At 48.1% G+C, this 18,439-nt stretch carries 13 protein-coding genes, 2 tRNA genes and 2 pseudogenes; 5 read left to right on the top strand and 12 right to left on the bottom strand.

Annotated elements, in window-relative coordinates:
* Nucleotides 1-151: 151 nt before the first annotated feature.
* The 4 genes from CWM52_RS11140 to CWM52_RS11125 all read right to left on the bottom strand — a co-directional run bounded on the left by CWM52_RS11140 (nucleotide 152) and on the right by CWM52_RS11125 (nucleotide 5,694).
* Nucleotides 152-2,248 (bottom strand): peptidase domain-containing ABC transporter, encoded by a 2,097-nt coding sequence (locus CWM52_RS11140; RefSeq protein ID WP_100684161.1) that lies wholly within the window; start codon nucleotides 2,246-2,248, stop codon nucleotides 152-154.
* Entirely contained in the window at nucleotides 2,241-3,515 is a 1,275-nt protein-coding gene (locus tag CWM52_RS11135) for an HlyD family secretion protein (protein ID WP_206057704.1), read from the bottom strand. Before CWM52_RS11135 ends, CWM52_RS11140 begins: the two co-directional genes overlap by 8 nt.
* 124 nt (nucleotides 3,516-3,639) lie before the next feature.
* A complete protein-coding gene (locus tag CWM52_RS11130) occupies nucleotides 3,640-4,122 on the bottom strand; it encodes a toxin-activating lysine-acyltransferase (RefSeq protein ID WP_206057708.1) in 483 nt (160 codons plus the stop codon).
* A 21-nt stretch (nucleotides 4,123-4,143) separates the two neighbouring features.
* Nucleotides 4,144-5,694, bottom strand: coding sequence for an MchC protein (locus CWM52_RS11125; protein WP_100684158.1), 1,551 nt, complete (start codon nucleotides 5,692-5,694; stop codon nucleotides 4,144-4,146).
* Nucleotides 5,695-6,264: 570 nt separating this feature from the next.
* Here CWM52_RS11125 and CWM52_RS26120 point away from each other — a divergent pair.
* The gene (locus tag CWM52_RS26120) at nucleotides 6,265-6,507 is read left to right on the top strand and encodes a hypothetical protein (RefSeq protein WP_133121741.1); all 243 of its coding nucleotides are present in this window, start codon (nucleotides 6,265-6,267) and stop codon (nucleotides 6,505-6,507) included.
* Between the two features lie 21 nt (nucleotides 6,508-6,528).
* On the opposite strand, the gene CWM52_RS26115 is transcribed toward CWM52_RS26120, so the two are convergent.
* Together CWM52_RS26115 and CWM52_RS11115 are read right to left on the bottom strand one after the other, a co-directional pair.
* Complete coding sequence (locus tag CWM52_RS26115; RefSeq protein ID WP_133121740.1) at nucleotides 6,529-6,933, bottom strand: hypothetical protein; 405 nt, start codon at nucleotides 6,931-6,933, stop codon at nucleotides 6,529-6,531.
* Nucleotides 6,934-7,196: 263 nt separating this feature from the next.
* Nucleotides 7,197-7,301, bottom strand: a pseudogene (locus tag CWM52_RS11115) (IS1 family transposase); the annotation flags it as partial.
* A 524-nt stretch (nucleotides 7,302-7,825) separates the two neighbouring features.
* On the opposite strand from CWM52_RS11115, the gene CWM52_RS11110 reads away from it, so the two are divergent.
* Nucleotides 7,826-9,061, top strand: coding sequence for an alpha/beta hydrolase-fold protein (locus tag CWM52_RS11110; RefSeq protein WP_100684156.1), 1,236 nt, complete (start codon nucleotides 7,826-7,828; stop codon nucleotides 9,059-9,061).
* A 185-nt stretch (nucleotides 9,062-9,246) separates the two neighbouring features.
* Here CWM52_RS11110 and CWM52_RS11105 read toward each other — a convergent pair whose 3' ends face one another.
* The 3 genes and pseudogenes from CWM52_RS11105 to CWM52_RS11075 all read right to left on the bottom strand — a co-directional run bounded on the left by CWM52_RS11105 (nucleotide 9,247) and on the right by CWM52_RS11075 (nucleotide 13,372).
* Nucleotides 9,247-10,359: a nucleotide disphospho-sugar-binding domain-containing protein gene (locus CWM52_RS11105; protein ID WP_100684155.1), complete on the bottom strand. Its 1,113-nt coding sequence runs from the start codon at nucleotides 10,357-10,359 to the stop codon at nucleotides 9,247-9,249.
* Between the two features lie 2,347 nt (nucleotides 10,360-12,706).
* A pseudogene (locus CWM52_RS11080) lies at nucleotides 12,707-13,135 on the bottom strand (tyrosine-type recombinase/integrase); the annotation flags it as partial.
* A 161-nt stretch (nucleotides 13,136-13,296) separates the two neighbouring features.
* A tRNA-Asn gene (locus CWM52_RS11075) sits at nucleotides 13,297-13,372 on the bottom strand.
* Between the two features lie 6 nt (nucleotides 13,373-13,378).
* Here CWM52_RS11075 and CWM52_RS27110 point away from each other — a divergent pair.
* The 3 genes from CWM52_RS27110 to CWM52_RS11065 all read left to right on the top strand — a co-directional run bounded on the left by CWM52_RS27110 (nucleotide 13,379) and on the right by CWM52_RS11065 (nucleotide 15,205).
* Nucleotides 13,379-13,558 (top strand): DUF5951 family protein, encoded by a 180-nt coding sequence (locus tag CWM52_RS27110; RefSeq protein ID WP_224742532.1) that lies wholly within the window; start codon nucleotides 13,379-13,381, stop codon nucleotides 13,556-13,558.
* Between the two features lie 8 nt (nucleotides 13,559-13,566).
* A complete protein-coding gene (locus CWM52_RS11070; RefSeq protein ID WP_100684153.1) occupies nucleotides 13,567-15,003 on the top strand; it encodes an EmmdR/YeeO family multidrug/toxin efflux MATE transporter in 1,437 nt (478 codons plus the stop codon).
* Between the two features lie 126 nt (nucleotides 15,004-15,129).
* A tRNA-Asn gene (locus CWM52_RS11065) sits at nucleotides 15,130-15,205 on the top strand.
* A 304-nt stretch (nucleotides 15,206-15,509) separates the two neighbouring features.
* On the opposite strand, the gene CWM52_RS11060 is transcribed toward CWM52_RS11065, so the two are convergent.
* The 3 genes from CWM52_RS11060 to CWM52_RS11050 all read right to left on the bottom strand — a co-directional run bounded on the left by CWM52_RS11060 (nucleotide 15,510) and on the right by CWM52_RS11050 (nucleotide 18,356).
* Nucleotides 15,510-16,319 carry an HAD-IIB family hydrolase gene (locus CWM52_RS11060; protein ID WP_100684152.1) on the bottom strand — a complete coding sequence of 270 codons (810 nt, stop codon included), beginning with the start codon at nucleotides 16,317-16,319 and terminating at the stop codon, nucleotides 15,510-15,512.
* Nucleotides 16,320-16,512: 193 nt separating this feature from the next.
* On the bottom strand, nucleotides 16,513-17,967 hold the full coding sequence (locus CWM52_RS11055) for an AMP nucleosidase (RefSeq protein WP_100684151.1): 1,455 nt from the start codon (nucleotides 17,965-17,967) through the stop codon (nucleotides 16,513-16,515).
* Between the two features lie 137 nt (nucleotides 17,968-18,104).
* Nucleotides 18,105-18,356: a histidine kinase gene (locus CWM52_RS11050; protein WP_100684150.1), complete on the bottom strand. Its 252-nt coding sequence runs from the start codon at nucleotides 18,354-18,356 to the stop codon at nucleotides 18,105-18,107.
* Nucleotides 18,357-18,439 lie beyond the last annotated feature (83 nt).

The raw sequence follows: 18,439 nt of genomic DNA, 5'->3' as shown, positions 1-18,439 counted from the left end.
ACCTCAGTTGTATGACCATCCAAATCGCCTTTTATCGCTAGTAAACAGGATAATGCGAAATATATTAAACTTGATTTTTCAAAAAAATATTTAAAAAAAGAAAGTATTCTTTTCATGTTTATTAATCCATCTGAAGTTGTTCTTGCAAGCATTATATGTTAATAGTTCTGTTAACTGTTCTAAGCGTAGTTTCTCTATGAGCTATAATAACTCGGGTTATATTGAGCTTTTTGATGGCTACATTTACATGACGTTCACTCTCTGTATCGAGAGAACTCGTTGCTTCATCCATAAATAATATCCCTGGTTTTCGATAAAGTGCTCGGGCAATAAAAATTCGTTGCTTTTGTCCTCCTGAAAGCCCTTCACCCAGCTCACCAATAAGTGTTTCATAACCCATTGGCATTTTCATTATCACATCATGAATATAACTGGCCCTGGCACACTCTGTCATCCAGGCTTCATCCATTTCTTCTGCGAACCCACAAATATTTTCCCTGATTGAACCTGAAAATAGCCGGTCATCCTGCATCACACAGGCGATCATCCGGTGATAATTATTTATCCCCAGCTGTCGGATATCCGTACCATTCACCAGTACTTTTCCGCTATAAGGTTCAAACAACCCACATAATACTTTCATTAATGTGGTTTTTCCTGCACCGGAAGTACCAGTTATAGCCACACTTTCCCCCGGGGCCACTGACAGGTACAGACCACTGAACACCGGAGCAGACTGGCTGTCATACCGGTAACTTAAATCAGTGGTTTCCAGAGCGACCGGCCTCATATCAGCAACAATATCAAGTTCAGGTTTCTTCGCTTCCTTTTCATGCAGCGCGATATCAGCAATACGCTCGTTATGCAGACTCATTATTCTCAGTTGCAGAAGAAAGTTGGTGAGGGATGCGACCCGCTCAGAAAACTGCCCACGGAAAGAACCAAAAGCCACAAACATCCCAATCGTCATCTGATTGTCGATAACCAGACTGGTTCCCAGCCACAGAATTGCCACCTGATCACAGGCGGCAACAAAGGTGTTTATTCCGCCAAAGAACAAATCCATTTTGGTTAATTTTATACCTGAATTGATGGCATCAATTTTCAGGTTAAGCCAGTGAGTTCCGCGTCGCTCTGCCATTCCCTGAATTTTTACTGTGGCAATACCGTACAGCGTTTCCATAAAATAGGAACTGGCTCTGGCTCCCCTGACAAGAGTTTCTTCCGAAACCTGCCGGTAATAACCGTAAGTTATCAGACGTATCAACACGTAGACTGCCGTAAATACCAGAACAATCCAGGTAATATATCCGCCGTATAACAGCATCATCACGAAAACGCCTGCCACCATAATACTGTCCATGATGGCCCCCACCACACTGGTGGTGAAGGTGGCTCTCAAGGTATCGAGCGAACCAAAACGAGACTGAATATCACCTAATTTGCGACGTTCAAAATACCCCAATGGTAACCGAAGCAAATGGTTAAACAGGCCTGATTGCCATTGCACATTGATGAGCGTGCCCATGACCAGTGAGGACCATGCCCGAAGCATACCCGTTGCAGCCCTGAGAAGAATGAAGAACATCAGGCCAGCGGAAATGAGTGTCAGCAGTCCTCTGTCTCCAGCCGGGATCGCATGATCCATAACGAGTTGTGTACCCACTGGCATCACAAGGTTAATAGCTTCAATAACCACCGACAGGAAGAAGATTTTTGTCAGTGTACTTTTAATGCCATAAATGCTGTTAATCAGTGAACGGAAACTGAGACGATTCTGAACTGTCTCTGCCGAAAACTCACTGCCAGGCCAGACTTCAAGCGCAACTCCGGTAAAATACCGGGTCATTTCCTCCAGTCCAACTGTTCTTCTTCCTCTGGCCGGGTCATGGAGTACAAAACGGTTATGCTTCACGCTGACCAATACAACAAAATGGCTGAAATCCCAGTGGAGAATACAGGGCATTTTAAGTATGGCGAGTTCATCCAGCTCCAGTGAGAGTGCCCGTGTTACCATCCCCAGCTGTTCCGCAATGCCGTTAATCCCCGCGAGATTGGCTCCACGAGCCGAAAGATTAAACTGTCGGCGAAGGGAGATCAGGTCGATATTCTTTCCGAAATGTCCGCATATCATTGCAAGACAGGCCAGACCACACTCGGAGGTTTCCGTTTGATGAATAACCGGAACCCGACGACGCCATCGCATATCAAGCTGGCTTATCAATCGTCTGAAATTTCCGTTATTCATTGACCGGTCCTGTGGCACTGTGTTTCATGTCATAGAAAGGAGAAAGCATCCACTGGTAAATTCGCCTTTTTTCCAGGAATAATGTACTTTCGGCTTTCATCCCATTCTCAAGAGGAAGGGATTTACCGTCATAGATGATCACCTGTTTTTCAGGCTTCACAATGACCTTATACCAGGGAATAGAGGTACCCTGTGTATTCTGGGGAGCCCCCTTATAGGTCAGCATTTCCTGAGTTGAGGCAGGCGTTCTGGACATAGTTGTCACTGTTGCAGAGAACTGGCCAAATTTTTCTGCAGGAAAAGCTTCATAACGAATGTTCACTTTATCCCCTGCGGAAATATAAGGAACCGCATCATTAGGAACCCAGAGGATTAGGTAGTAGTTTTCGATATTTTCAGGGATGACCTGGAGGAGACTGTCTCCAGCATTGACCATTTGCCCGATGGTGACGCTCATGGAATCCACTTTTCCGTCGGACAACGCCCGGATAATAATTTCCCCACCCACATCAGTATTAACAAGTTCTTTCTGAAGCTCATAGCGTTGCAGTTCCATCTGATAGATGCGGTTATCGAAATCCGCAGCCTGGGTCTGAATCTGGCTCTCCAGGCTAGTGATCTGCAAAGCATTCTGTTCGTTTTGCCCACTCAGACTGAGTAAATTATTTTGTTGCTGATAATATAGTGCCACCTGGTCAGTTAACTGATCCTTGTTAATCAGACCTTTTGACTGATAGCTTCTATAGTTCTCCATATTGTTCTTCATTATCTTTATCCCTTCCTCTGCCCGTCGGATAATATCCGATGAACGACGGAAGGCCTCACTGTATTGCAGACGTTGTTTTTCCAGTGTGTGTAGGGTGATTTTTTTACTTTCTTCGAGCCGGGAAATGATGTTATCCACGCGAACCAGCTGGTTTTCAATATCTCTGCGCTGATTATCGCTGACCACGCCACTGCGTGTACTTTTGCTGACATCGATCTGGTAAATCGGGTCACCTCTTTTAAGCAACTGCCCTTCATGAACAAACTGTCCGACCACAACGCCCTGCACACCTGAGTATAGATTTACGGCTCGCGGCAAAGTCGAAACCTCGCCACTGACATTGACGCGACGACTATAAGTGCCTGCGATAACAAACGTCAGAAATGCCGTGATAAAAATAATACTCCCCAGCATGACTAACCACAGAGGTATTCCGGGAAGTAAAATAGCCCGCCCACGCCATTTCATTTTCCTGTTTTCTAACGCATCCTGACGAAACAAAATACATGTCCTTAATCATCCGTGTTCTGCTATGCCTTTACGACTTGCATGAACAGGCATACATAGAAATTCAATAATTCAGTAAACCCACCAGGACAATGCAGACTGCATCCATCCCCGATATTTACCGTTTTTCCTGTAGCTTAGGGATACCACGTGATTTCTTCTGTCGCTCTGGCGCGCGTGTCATGATTTTCTTTCTTCTGTTCAGCCATCGTACTTCTCCTTCTCCCCATGGTCGAAGCTCTTTGAAACATTCAATGGCCTTTCGCCCAAATCCTGGCTTACAACAAAAATCGAGGATCCAGATCCTTCCATCTTCATTCCATTCAGAAGGATGCAGTCTGAACTCCGGATCGTTGAGCAGACGCGCTTCCGTATCTGTCTCAGGATACGCCCAGGTAATATACGCCAGGGGAAAACCTCGTGAATCAAACAGGAACTTTATCTGATGGTGCTGTATCGCATATTCGGTCCAGAGCTGAATGGTTAACACCGGATACAGACTATAATTACGGTTATGGAGCATACAAGTGACGGCAAAACCCATCTGCTCATAGACGGTCCATTCATCTCTGCCTCTGATGGTTTCTCGTATATGCGACATCATTGTCATTATCCTTGTATATTACTCTGCAATTCTGATCGGGTTTACATGGCCGAACGCTTCTCTGGAAAATGCCTTCATCCGGGTTTCCATATCAGAAAATGCCTCCTGCAAAAACTGGTGATCATCTCCGTGTTTATCCAGCAGGGCGGCAATTTTCTCGGACATATATGCTTTACCCAGACCTTTTCTGGGCTGCAGTCTCTTCCTTGTATGGTTTTCCATTTCTTTACGGAGGGACGAAGCATTAATCGGGCGTCTGATACCCACCTGCGTCAGCCAGTGGATTGCCCGGGTAAAACAGTGTTGTGCTTCTGTGAAATGGACATCACGCTTATCGTTGTTATCCGCCAGGCGGATTGGGTTCTGGCTCCGTCGAATCAGTTCCACTACCAGCCTTTGCAGTGGTGAATCATCTTTACTTCCAGCATCCGGACGGTACAACCGCCCGCTGTGTTTATTGACCAATACAACGAAGCTGTTGACCAGTTGTTTCAGCGTCTCCGGGATCCCTTCCTGTGGTATAAACTCTGCGGGGATACCCAGTTGTTCGAGATAACAGTAATAACATGCTTCACGGAATGTTTTCTGAAAGGTCTCCTCAACCTTTTGACGGGCCACCAGTGTGAAATCAGGTTCAAACAGGTATTTTCCGAGGTACAGACAGAGATCGGACAGTCCCTGCATCAGCACCATCGGTTCTTTTACCAGTTCGGTGAGTCTGAGTTGATGTCCAAAATTATCGGGATAATCTCCAGGGAACAGACAACTGAGCCCGTTAAAATCCATTAATCTGCCATCCATCGCAATATTGGAAGGCGAAGTCGTCAGTCTCAGGAAACGTGTACGACAAAATGCCATCTGCCATGCTTCACGGTGAGCCAGTTCACATAACCCCTCAATACAATAAAGTCGGGGATTATGTCGGGCTTCTTCACTGACCCCCTCTGCTGGTACAGGTAAATTTCCGGGAAGCATGCGGATCACGGACCTGACCCGGCGGGCATCATGAATCAACCGATCGGCATATTCCTGCTGTGGTCGGAAATAAGGCGCGCGTTCAAAATGCGCCGGGCGAACCGCGGGTTCGCGTACCAACAGCGCTCGTCGGGATTTCCCGTGGGAGCGGTCAAATGCTTTGTCGGTATAGACATCCGTAAGTAAAACTGCCCGGGCACGCACTGCGCCATAGGGTAATATTTGCGCCAGCACCTCTCCCCATAAAGCCTCATAGATTGCATGGATGGCGCCGAGCGCGCCGTTAGAATGACGTCCGTCAGTCCCGTCACCGACTAAAGGATTGGCTCCCATGCCTTTGACCTGATAGTTACTATCAAACCCACAACGTGCGCCACCGCCATTACGCTGAATACCACTCCCACCATAGCGCTCTGCATGGAATATTTTAGAATGAGTTGAACTGACAGGATCTATTATATAGCTGCAGGCTTTTTGTAAAGCCTCGATATTCAAGGCATCCTCAGCGCACCAGATCAACGATGAGGTTACTCGTCGTGCAGTGAAAGGCACCAGGTTTTCATTGAGTTCAGCAAGCGAGCATTGCTGGTTCATCACAGTGTATTCTCCGTTACAATGGCCTAAAGAGCCGTTGACTCCGGACAGGCTTCATCCCTTTTCTTGCATACTCAAATCAGTTATGTAACCCAACCCAATAAAGACAAGGGGGCTATACGGAATAAGACCGTATAAGATATCTCTCTCCGGGTTACAAAATGTCAGAACATTGACAAAGAATACTCGAGTAATGTTGCCGTCATTATTAAGGCAATCTGCATCTGCTGTCTCATACCAGGAACACTGCTGTTGTTATTATGTCTTTTAAGAATAAGCCACATACCCCCTCCCCGAAATGCTTATGTAAAAGATAATAATTAGCATTTACTTTTCATTGCAAGGCTGACATAGTAACCACACTAAGTCAAATGTTTTTTTGGAAGGCTACTATCTTCATCGTTGTTCAGGGATAGGTGTGTAACCTTAGATAAACCTTCAGTGGTTAACCCTGGGTAAGCAGCCCATTCCTGACATGGGCAATTTAATCAGTTGTCAATGATGGCGGCTTTCAAAGGAGATATCAGGATGAATTTTGATAACGCGCAAAACCGGAGTAAGGATGCTACAATGGCTGAAAAACTGTATATCCCGTCAGTAATAGATATGCACCAGATCGTAAAAGACTCTCAATTTCATCCTCATTTTCGACAAATGGATCCTTTATCTTTTAATCCTGTAATTCAGGCTACTAATAGCACTCATGTCCCTGCCGGAGAAGATAACAATAAAAATGAACCATTACATGAATACGATGAATATATTTGCGGCTGTGGTTGTGACTGCTGTTGTGGTTGTGGGCATGATCTCTGAACCATGTTGTTAGATTTTAAATCATGTATAAATGGATATTTTATTAAATCCCCAGGATAACGTGATGACCTTGAGACAATTAACTGAAAGTGAATTAGAAGTTGCATCGGGTGCTTTGTATGAAAGCGTTGATAACAGTTGTTTCTTTAGTGCCGCAGGTGCTGTAGCTTCAGCCTTTCTTGGTCCCGGTGCTGCGTTTGTTGGTGTTCTTGGAGCAATTGGGGCCTGCACATCCTCTTCAGCCTCATCTGGTGGCGGCTCATAACAGAATTTGGGGGAATATATGCTGGATAGATTAATTAACTTTGAGATAAGCTTTCTATTTTTCTCAAATGAAAAAATTAACATTCTAATAACAGCTATAGTAACCGTTTTTTTAATGTTTTCATTATATCTTTTACCAGATAAGGAGTGGCTGGTATTCATCGTTGGGGCGTTGATTATATGGGAGAGGATTCTTCTGCTGAAGATAAAAAAATGCAGTCTCTGGTGAAAGATAACAGCTGAGATTTACCCTCAATATGTTCCTGATTTTAACAATTGGTGCGTGAATTCGCGTGATCTGTAACTGAATTTTTATTGAGTTTAGTCAGGAATGTCTTTATTTCAAGAGGAGTAATTAAGCCCGCATGTAACTTATGCGGGCTATTTTGAATAATCAATTGTGGTGGTGATGGTAATGACTCCAGTCAGTAAAACATGTATCTCTCGATGAAGGCTCCGATGACCTTCGCGTGCATCTCAGCAGACGTTGAAAAGCAGTTTGTCCGATGGGAAAGTCGCTTGATTTGTGTTTCTGATCTAAATTTATATGGTCAGGATTAACCCGATTAATATTATCAATAAATGCTATAGAAGTGGCTAAAAAATACTTATGGATAAGGACATGTCGATGCCAGTCCATGAGCGCTCAGAGCAGAATACGCAATTTGCATAACCTTATCGATAAAACACAGATAACGATATGTACTCAAATAGTAATTGTAACCCTCCGGATCTCTTCTCTATAATTCGCGTTATACTTCCCAGTAATATAATTGGTTTAACTACGTTTTATGAATTATAGTTTTGCCACATCCTAAAGAATTTTGTCCATCCAGATGGCATTTTAACGGTGAAAAAACAATCAATCTTATGTAATTCATAGGATGAGAAATCCTGACGATGTAAATAGTTATCGCCACATCACAATTTAATAAAATAACCGCGCCTGCGTTGGCCATAGTTAAAGTTATTTATGAGTACTGAGTCATTGAAAAAAGATCGCATATCAGTATCATATAAAATATATAAATTTTATCTACAAGGTATACCATTTATGAGGGCTCTTATTCCTGGAAATCTTGATGATATCTGTGCGGAAGCACGAATACGCGCACAGTTGTCCACAAGTCTACCAATAGATATCACCCACTTCTGGCATGAAGTTGAGTCTGCTGCTTTTCCTCTGATGACAAAAAGCAGCAGCAACACAGAAAATAGGGAGGTCACATTTCTGTGGCGCTCGGAAGAGGCGCTACAAGGCGTATATCTTCGCCTGAACCGTGTTACAGATAAAAAAGATGTCAAAAAAGGACTTATGACTCATATCCCTTCAACAGATATCTGGACACTGACTCTGGAGTTACCAGCCTCATATCGAGGTTCATACTCCTTCATTGAAATCCCGCCAGGAATGACTTCGGAAGAAATTTCTCAGCTTGGAGGTCGCTTCTCACCGTTACCCGGCCAGTCTGACCCGTTTAACAAAACATCAGAAATTAATATACGAGGGTTTGGGGAATCGGTCCTTTCTCTTGATCTGGCTCCTGAACAAACGGAATGGGATGATACTTCCCACACCTGTTCCGGTATACTCTCAACGTCATATTCCTTTGTTGCGGGACACCAGCGCCAGATTCGTTTCTATCTTCCGAAGAATCCAACCTCAGATCCTCTTGGATTACTTGTATTACCTGATGCAGAAACATGGTTTGGCCGTATCGGTATTACCCGGGCAATAGATATTGCCATTACTACTGGACGTATCGCGCCGATGGCCATTCTGGGGATAGACAATATTAATGAATCTGATCGTGTGAATATCCTGGGGGGTAACAAAAAACTGATTCTCGATATTGCAGGGAATCTGATACCCCGATTATATAAGGATTATCCTGATATCGTATGGGCTGGTCGTTCGAATACAATCCTGGCCGGGCAAAGCCTCGGCGGAGTCACCGCGCTGATGGCAGCCTTATATGCACCGGACATATTTGGTACGGTAATCAGCCACTCCCCTTCAATGTGGTGGAGTCCCGACAGGAACACACCGATCATGTTTACTGATAATGATACCTCATGGGTAAGTAAACAGGTACTTTCTACGCTTCCAAAAGATGTTAATATCCGGTTAGGGGTCGGTTCTTTAGAAGGTGCAACAGTGCCGCATGTTCAGCAGTTACATCAATCGTTGCTCGCCGCTGGTTTGAAAAGTGAAGTTTCTGTCTATACCGGCGGTCACGATTATGCCTGGTGGCGTGGGGCAATTATCGATGGATTAACAGATATATAATCGTGAGCAGATACCAGAGAGTAACGCCTTACCAGCAATAATTCCACCGTTCTGGTAGCCCTTTCTGCATCATTATTTTAGGTTCATTCCCCACAACAATGTCCTTCACTCATATGATGAAGGACATACTATTGCCAATGACAGCTTGCGTAGATAATTCCAGCAATGCTGTACAACTGCTGAAATTATTGCCAGTTGGTTTTCAGTTTCGCTACCAGGAGGCCAGCGATCTCAGCAGGGCTGGGCTGTTCAGCCATTTCAGCAGCAACCTGTGCTGAACATAAGCGCAGTGAATCATCATAAAGAAAGGTATTGACCAAATCACTGGTCAGGCCATTGTCTCCAGGAATGATCCCACATCCACGCGTCACAACTGCTTTTGCATTAACAGGGCGATCCGCACCTTCACCAAACACAATCTGAGGTATCCCGTTATACAGAGCTGTCAGGGTATTACCCGCTCCGCCATGATGAATAAACCCGTCAGCGCCGTTGAGAAATACCCCCATAGGGATCCACTCAACCAGACGCACATTTGATGGCAGTTTTCGCAATCCGGCACGTGCATTCATCCCCAGTTGCAGAATGATGTCAGCATCCACCTCATTTGCAGAATCCATCACCCATGATATCAAATCCAGCCCGTCTACCATTGGTTTGACTGTACCAAGGCTGATCAACAAACGTTTTCTTCCCGATACTCTGTCCCACCAGGCCTCCCGGACAGCGCCTCCGTTGTAAGGGACATATCTCATCGAAATAACAGGCTCACCATCATTTTTAAGAATGCTCATACTCGGTGGTGTGACATCAATCCATGCAAGGTCACGCGCAGGGCCACTGACACCATGTCGCCTGTAAGCATCGGTCAGAGAACGGGTTACCATCCGGATATGGGCAGAAGTATGGGCGAATCCAACCGTCTGCATGACCGAAGGGATCCCATATTTAGCGGCAATCAGCGGTCCGGCTAAACCAAGTGGAGGGTAGACGATTAAATCCGGGTGCCATTGTCCTGCAAAATCAACGAGACGGTCCGCCATCTCATCACTGAAAAAAGAGAAACGCCCCACAATGTTACTTTTCTTTCTCAACTCTTCCTGATAGCAATAGCCCGCTTCTGAATCCAGTTCTGGCGCTGCATCAAAAACAACCAGACCAGCTTCTGCCGCTTTATTCGTGAATTTACCTGCACTGGCAATCACGACTTCATGCCCGTTCACACGAAAAGCCTGAGCCAGGGAAATTACCGGGTATAACAGCCCATACAAAGGCGGTCCAATAAAGAGAATACGCACGAGAAAATCCTTCTCCGTTTTACGAACTTAATCCAGTCACTGGAAAAGCACATAACTCTGGAACCAACCTGACGGAACCATGTCGGGATGGTAAGACTTCAACTAAAGCTGAACGACCACAGGACATCCCGCTGAATTCCAGAGAAAATGCAACTGTTTGATTCACCTGTATAAGATGCGCCTGCAAAGCCTTACTGTCAATATCCTTAGTCTCAGTAAGTCAATATCAACAAGCTGTGCTGTATTCGCCCCTGTATTTCCAGACACCTTTTATCACTTACCTCATTACCGGTACGACGCCGCAGAGACCGGGGTGTGATATCAATCTCTATTCCTGATTGCCGTTTTTATAGTGACGACTGTCGATTCCTGGTGAGGTATGCAGCCACGGCACCTGCTGCAAATACCAAAATAAGGGGAAGCGCATAAACAATATTCACGGGTGTATCACAGGACAGTGTTTTGCACAATGACCAGAGGCTAAAGAACAGCCTTCCGGCTATCCCTCCGATAATGGCATATTTTATCATGGCGATGTTCTCCCATTCTTCGTACGGCCATAAAACATGTTAATGCCCCATAGCATAATAACTGAGACAGCGCTAAGCATCAGTGTTCGAATCACAGGATGAATATCTTCCGATAACCCGGTGTTATCTAAAATAAAAAAGAGCACTACTGTAAACAATACGGCAAGTGGCGCGCTCCACCATTGTATCTGAATTGTCTTGACAGGGTTCGCATTCATTTTCCACTTACCTTACTGTTTTAGTCAGCATCAGAACAGATAAAATACCATAATAATGGTAAGTATAAATATAAAGCGACGCGCATTTCTCCACTGGTAATACTCTCTGGCGTCCGCTTCCCTTATTAGCTTTTCTGAATCACTTTCATTATCTGTTGCCTTTCCTCTTTCCAGTATATGATGATAATGTTTCCTCATCCATAAATACAGAATTGATACCAGATTATCATTCCGGGAAAGATGACATACAACATCCTGACTATATTATAAGGAAATGTATTCTGAGCCGGAAAGAAATATTCATATATTCTGAAAATAATTAAGTTACAAATGACAGCAATCGCTGCACCAGCCCAGTATTCAATGTGGGTGGAAATGGCATTATGTGCGTCTTTAAAGTTTTTATTCCTCAGCCGCGGAGGAAGATCTGCGAGTTCAGGAATACTCTTTCGTGTCCAGTTTATCTTCATATAACATCCCGTTTATCGAAGAAGTAAAGCCCCGGACAAAACCTGCGGCAACAAATCCGCCCCTGGATTATCGGAGGCTGATTTCGTCCGGGAGTACATCGTAACATCCGAGGAGATAATGATGCCAAAAGAACGGCCCTGAACGGCTTCACATGTGGCGGGTATCGTCCGGACCCGGTTTCTGCAATCAATCACTGACCTGCAGGGAAGGTGCAGTTCACTGGAGCGGATGAACACATGAAAGCAGAGCAGCACGCCAGGCCGGGTATGCGACCGGAACGTATACCCGGCGCTGTTGTGAATGACGTTTTGTCCGACCGGTAACCATTCTGAGCTGATCCTTTTTATGTAAACTGAGTGAGGGCGCTGCCACATACAGCTCCTTCATTTTTAATCACTACAGGTGATTAAAAATCTTTTTGCAGGTAAAAACAGTTTTTCCTTTCTGCACCTGCAATACCGGCATAATCTCCCTCTTGCCATACACTGTCTGCGGACGGTTCCCTCGCTTCACAACCTGAAAGAAGCGCCTGTTATCAGGATGGTTGAGCCCTTTATCGGTGCAGACCTCTGCAAACACCGGGTCGCAGATTATCGCGACGGAGGCCCCTGTTTTAACACGATATATCCTTTTACTGCGCCAGCCTGCTGACCCGATTCTGTCCCGCACCGGAATTATCCCGGCTGACCTGTATCTTCTGGCACTCTTAGCGCCTTTTACCTGACGGACAGCGGCCTGCATTGCCGTCAGGCTTTGCTGCCGCATGGCCGTAAAACTGCACCCGTACCATAATTTTTAACACTGCACCAGACCCGTGCGTCACTTTTACCCGCGCGAAGCGGGAAAGTGACGCACGCAGCCCTTTCGACCTGCACCAGATAACTCAACTATGCCAGCTCATGGCTGGATTCTGACACTGCCTTTTCAGGCCATTTTACCCATAAGGAGAACATGAACCGATACCGGAGGTGGATCAGGACGATCCGGGGGATAACCCGCTAACGCGGGCGGCTGCTCAGAGAGCACAACCGATACCCCAGAATACCTCAACGGCTGCCGCCCCGGCGCTAAGGTATCGTTCGCAGCCCCGACAAAAACAGGAGCTATCGGCCTGCGCGCCGGGGAAAGCTGTGTTTTCAGCAGAATGACGGGCAGATGACCAATAGCCGGAAAGATATGATTTTTCATACTGGCAAGGATGCGTTCAGCGTAGTCAGCTGACCATTTCTTGTTGGTTTTGTGCCATGCCAGCGCAACAGCTTCAAAGCATTTTTCCGGGGACGCGGCGGCTTTTTCAGTCATGCGTTGTTGCGCGGGATTGATATTCTGCGCCAGCAGTTTACGGATACCATCGCGCTGCTGGCGGGCGTCGGAAAGCGAGACCTGCGGATATGCACCTAATGCGATGCGGGATTCTTTTCGGTTGAAGCGATATTTGAGATACCAGAGGCGTGAACCGCCCGGACTGACAAGCAGATACAGACCATGAGAATCGGTCAGTTTAAAGGGTTTATCAGAAGGCTTGATACTGCGGATTTTCGTGTCGGACAGGGACATGTGGTGGTCACTCCATTATCGAACTGAAATGACCCCAAATCAGACTACCAATTTCGCCGGATGCGCAGGGAAAACTAGATACGCATCGGGAAATATTTTCACGCTAACTTATTGAAACCTAATTGAATAGGGACTTATAAGTACGCCTGAAAACAGGAATTTGGCTCCTCTGACTGGACTCGAACCAGTGACATACGGATTAACAGTCCGCCGTTCTACCGACTGAACTACAGAGGAATCGTTGTGGGGTCGTATCTTAGCGGCGAAAAAAATTTTGTCAAACATCAATTTGCCCGCAAATGTTCAACTGCCGCTTCCGTCAACAATTTGTTGCTATTAACGACAATTAATCAGGAAAAATGTTTTGCAGGATCCGCCATTCTCTATCATTATTTGAAATGTAGTTTCAACTTTTCTCACTAAGGTCTCCTTTGAACGTCACCTCCGCAGTAAGCCAGGTCTTTACACGCACCTCCTGGTTCAAAAAGCGTAAAAGTTATCGGGTTCTTTACTGGCGTGAAATCAGCCCTCTTGCGGTGCCTATTTTCCTCGAAAACACCTGCGTTTTGCTGATGGGCGTACTGAGTACGTTCCTGGTCAGCTGGCTGGGAAAAGAGGCCATGGCCGGGGTGGGGCTGGCCGACAGCTTTAATATGGTGATTATGTCGTTCTTTGCCGCCATCGATCTCGGCACGACGGTGGTGGTCGCCTTTAGCCTCGGCAAACGCGACCGGCGGCGGGCGAGGGCGGCGGCAAGACAATCGCTGGCGATCATGACGCTGTTCTCTGTTCTGCTGGCGGCCGCGATCCATGCATTCGGCAGCGAGATCATTAATTTTGTCGCCGGCGAGGCTTCTGCGCAGGTGAAGGCCATGGCGCTGACCTATCTGGAGCTGACGGTATTAAGCTACCCGGCGGCGGCCATCGTGCTTATTGGCAGCGGGGCATTGCGCGGGGCGGGTAATACCAAAATCCCTCTGTTGATCAATGGAGGGATGAACATCCTCAACATTATTATCAGCAGCATCCTGATCTACGGCATTTTTTCCTGGCCGGGGCTGGGATTTGTCGGCGCCGGTCTCGGGCTGACCATCGCCCGCTATATTGGCGCCGTGGCGATAGTCTGGGTGCTGGCCATTGGTTTTAACCCGGCGCTGCGCATCTCGCTGAAAAGCTACTTTCAGCCGTTCAACCTGGCGATTATCTGGGAAGTGATGGGCATTGGCATCCCGGCGAGTATTGAATCGGTCCTGTTCAACGGCGGCAAGCTGCTGACGCAGATGTTTGTTGCGGGGATGGGGACCAACGTTATCGCCGGCAACTTCATCGCCTTTTCCTTCGCCGCGTTGATTAACCTGCCGGGGAACGCGCTGGGTTCCGCTTCGACGATTATTACCGGTAAACGGCTGGGAAAAGGGCAAATCGGCCAGGCGGAGCGTCAGGCGTGGCATGTCTTTTGGTTATCAACCATCGTTCTGACGGTGATTGCGTGGGGGACGGCGCCGTTTGCCAATCTGATCGCCTCTTTTTACACCAGCGAAGAAGATGTCAAAGTGGTGGTCAAAGATCTACTGTGGCTCAACGCCTTCTTTATGCCAATCTGGGCGACTTCGTGGATCCTGCCCTGCGCCTTTAAAGGCGCGCGTGATGTACGCTACACCATGTGGGTATCGATGCTAGGAATGTGGGGTTGCCGTGTCGTGGCGGGTTATACCCTGGGCATTGTGCTGGGAATGGGGGTGATTGGCGTCTGGCTGGGAATGGTGCTCGATTGGGCGGTGCGTGGCGTGCTGTTCTATTGCCGAATGGTCAGCGGGCGCTGGCTATGGAAATATCCGCGCAGCAAGATTCAAGTGGACGAAACATAACCCTTTTTCAGGCAAAACGATACTTTTTGCCCAAAGTGGAGAATAAATCGGCAAACGATTTAAATTGTGAAAACAGCCTTTGACAAGGTCAGGCAGCGCCGTTAATATTCGCCCCGTTCACACGATTCCTCTGTAGTTCAGTCGGTAGAACGGCGGACTGTTAATCCGTATGTCACTGGTTCGAGTCCAGTCAGAGGAGCCATATTTTAAAAGCCCGCTTAAGGAAACTTAAGCGGGTTTTTTGCTTTCAATGGTATCCCCGATAGCCGACCACAATCCCGCGTCGTCCTACCCACGCGACTGCAGGGCCCTGAGAGTGGCGCTGCTATCGCCGTCAGGCATTCGCTTTCATCTGCTGGCTTCGCCATTCCCGCAAGATGTGCTCCGGATGCTGGGCAGTGAAAAGCGAGTGCCGACACCCGCCCCCAAAGCGACCGGCCGGGATAAAACGATTTCCGCCTGGCAGGAAGGTAAACTCTCTATGCCTGCTAACGGCAGCCGGCGGATTAAAGCTTGGCATTAAGCTGCGATGCCCGTGCTCTTTTGTGCTCCAGTATTTTATCCACCCCTTCGATAAAACCGTCTCCCCCGGGACCCTGGCTTATCCATGCCGGTAGCGCCGGGATGGAAGCCCGCTGATGGCGCAGGGTACTCATACCGAGGGTATGCCGGAATCCGGCAAACATCGGGGCGTCATTTTCAGAGTCTCCGCTATAAAAGACGCTATCCTGTGCGGCCCGTTCATCCAGGTGGTAAAACGTCCTGAGGACGTGACGGCTCATGATTAATTTATCGTATTCCCCGGACCAGGCCAGCAGCCATAAATTATTCACCGTGGTCTTTAACCCGGCCTCGTGCAATGACTGACGCAGAGCGCCAAGGTGCGTGGTATTAGCAGGCAGGTTAAAGGCCAGGCTGGACAGGCGGAAAGGCTGGTCTTCCGCAAGGGTTGCCCAGCGGTATTGTGCGGTGATTTTCCGTGCCATCACGGTGAGTTTTTCCTGCTCATCGGCCTGCTTGTCCGCATGCCAAAAATGGCGTGTTACCCCATGACCCTCGGCGGCACGCTGAAAGAAAAAACCGCCATTCTCGCCGATGACACCATCGACAGGCCACATTCTGACCATCTGATCGCACCATCCTGCCGGGGCGCCAGTGACCGGTATCACCCGGATCCCGGCAGATTGCAGCCGCTCTAATGCCCCATAGGTGGCGGCAGAAAGCCGCCCGCGGAAAGTGAGCGTCTCATCCATATCGGTCAGAACATAGTTTACCGAGGAGAATAAACCCTGTGATGCCTGCGCAAGTGGTCGCATATCCACTCCCAATAGAAAGAAACGATTTTATCGCGCTTTGATTAACAGGCGTTATAACGGAAGGCGATGAGTTATACCGCGCTCAGGATTTACCCTGACCGGGACCCGCTGCCGGGCCGATAGTGGTTGGTGGCGAGGCCGGTTCGTCGCTTGATCTTTGCCCGCCGTGGCGGCGGGCAAAGAGGGGGAAGGGCTAGCGGAACGGCGGTTCGTTGAAGGTACGCAGCTTGCGCGAATGCATGTGGTCACCCTCCGCACGCAGCAGATCGATGGCTTTAATGCCTATCTGCAGATGCTCGGAAATAGCTCCTTCATAAAAGCGGTTGGCCTGGCCCGGCAGCTTAATTTCGCCATGCAGCGGTTTATCAGACACGCAGAGCAGCGTGCCGTACGGGACGCGGAAGCGGTAGCCCTGGGCCGCGATGGTGGCGCTCTCCATGTCGATGGCCACGGCGCGGCTGAGGTTGAAGCGCAGCGCCGAGGCGGAATAGCGCAGCTCCCAGTTGCGGTCATCGGTGGTGACCACCGTGCCGGTACGCAGTCGCTGTTTAACCTCTTCGCCAGGCATGCCGCTGATTTGCTTGGTGGCGTCGTACAGCGCGCGCTGTACTTCGGCAATGCTGGGAATCGGGATATCCGGCGGCAGCACCGCATCCAGAACGTGGTCATCACGCAGATAAGCGTGGGCCAGCACGTAGTCGCCGATGGTCTGGCTTTCACGCAGACCGCCGCAGTGACCAATCATCAGCCAGACGTCAGGACGCAGCACCGCCAGATGATCGCAGATGTTCTTGGCGTTGGCCGGACCGACGCCAATATTAATCAGCGTAATTCCCTGACCCTCTTTGGTGATCAGATGCCAGGCGGGCATCTGATGTTTTTTCCACGCCAGATCGGAAATGGCCTGCTCCGGCGCTTGCGTATCGGCTGTTATCCAGATCCCGCCGGCACAGGAAAGTGCGATATAGGGGCTGTCAGGATCGAGAATCTGACTGCATCCCCAGCTCACGAACTCATCAACGTAGCGGGTGTAGTTGGTAAACAGAACGTACGGCTGAAAATGATCGACCGGCGTCCCGGTATAGTGGCGCAGGCGCGCGAGAGAGAAATCGACGCGGCGGGCATCGAAATGGGAAAGCGGGTGGTGTTCGGTGGGATGGAACAGTCCGTCCGCGGTTTCATCGCCAATTTGCGACAGCTCGGTGGTCGGAAAGTAGCGGGTCAGGCCAGCACTCATCGAGCGATCGAGCGTTAAAGCGGAGCCGTCGATGACATACGGATAAGGGATTTCATGCCGCGACAACCCGACGCTGATATGCGCACCGTAATCCTGATACAACGATGTTAGCTGCTCCAGCAGGTAGGCGCGAAACAGCTTAGGGTTGGTAATGGTGGTAGTGTAGCAACCGGCATGGGTGAAGCGTCCCCAGGCCCGGGTTTTTAGCGCTTTATGGTCCGTGCCGTCCCACGACACGGACAGTTGCGGATAAACAAACAAGCCGTTAGCACGAGCGTCGTCATCCGGGAGAACGCTGTGGTTGATATATTCGCCGATGGCTTTACGTAATGCATTGACCGAACGCTCATATTGCAGTTCAAGCTGATTCAGCGCTTGTTCCGGGGTCAGACTGGCGGCCTTGTGGTTCATCTTCGCTCCTTTTTTCAGGTCTGCTGACATGCCTGATAGTATGTCACAGACGGAAAAGAGCGAAGGGGAATTTCATCCGCAGTACAGTGAAGGTGTTTGCATTAAATATTATTGCTGAAGGGGATGGTGCTTATTTATTACTCAGATTTGGCGATTTCCGCCCAGCGTTCGTTGCTGAAGTACGTGGCTTTTATCACTTTTAGTATTTTTGCCGGATCGTCATTGAGGCAATACAGGGCATTTGCCAGCGGCGTGAGTTTATCTCCGCACTGTAAAGCGCACTGCCGGGTGGTGATTTCGGCAATAACCAATAAATGCGAGCTTTGTAATACTGCGCAATAATCTGGTGATTTCTCCGAAGATTGTACTTTTTTTACCCACCATTCCATAAGACATTCCCTGATCAGCGCTATTTCCGACGATAATTGCCCGTTACCTTTTTTATGACAATAAGAATAGCCTAATGGTTTAG

The organism is Raoultella sp. T31, from assembly GCF_002806725.1.
Lineage (GTDB): Bacteria > Pseudomonadota > Gammaproteobacteria > Enterobacterales > Enterobacteriaceae > Klebsiella > Klebsiella electrica.
Note: the sequence above shows the minus strand (reverse complement) of the source record. Positions and strands in the feature narration are given on the sequence as shown.

Coding starts and splice junctions, on each gene's coding strand:
- CWM52_RS11140 (WP_100684161.1), bottom strand. CDS start 2,248: ATGAATAACGGAAATTTCAGACGATTGATAAGCCAGCTTGATATGCGA.
- CWM52_RS11130 (WP_206057708.1), bottom strand. CDS start 4,122: ATGTCGCATATACGAGAAACCATCAGAGGCAGAGATGAATGGACCGTC.
- CWM52_RS11125 (WP_100684158.1), bottom strand. CDS start 5,694: ATGAACCAGCAATGCTCGCTTGCTGAACTCAATGAAAACCTGGTGCCT.
- CWM52_RS26120 (WP_133121741.1), top strand. CDS start 6,265: ATGGCTGAAAAACTGTATATCCCGTCAGTAATAGATATGCACCAGATC.
- CWM52_RS26115 (WP_133121740.1), bottom strand. CDS start 6,933: ATGAATACCAGCCACTCCTTATCTGGTAAAAGATATAATGAAAACATT.
- CWM52_RS11110 (WP_100684156.1), top strand. CDS start 7,826: ATGAGGGCTCTTATTCCTGGAAATCTTGATGATATCTGTGCGGAAGCA.
- CWM52_RS11060 (WP_100684152.1), bottom strand. CDS start 16,319: ATGCGACCACTTGCGCAGGCATCACAGGGTTTATTCTCCTCGGTAAAC.
- CWM52_RS11055 (WP_100684151.1), bottom strand. CDS start 17,967: ATGAACCACAAGGCCGCCAGTCTGACCCCGGAACAAGCGCTGAATCAG.
- CWM52_RS11050 (WP_100684150.1), bottom strand. CDS start 18,356: ATGGAATGGTGGGTAAAAAAAGTACAATCTTCGGAGAAATCACCAGAT.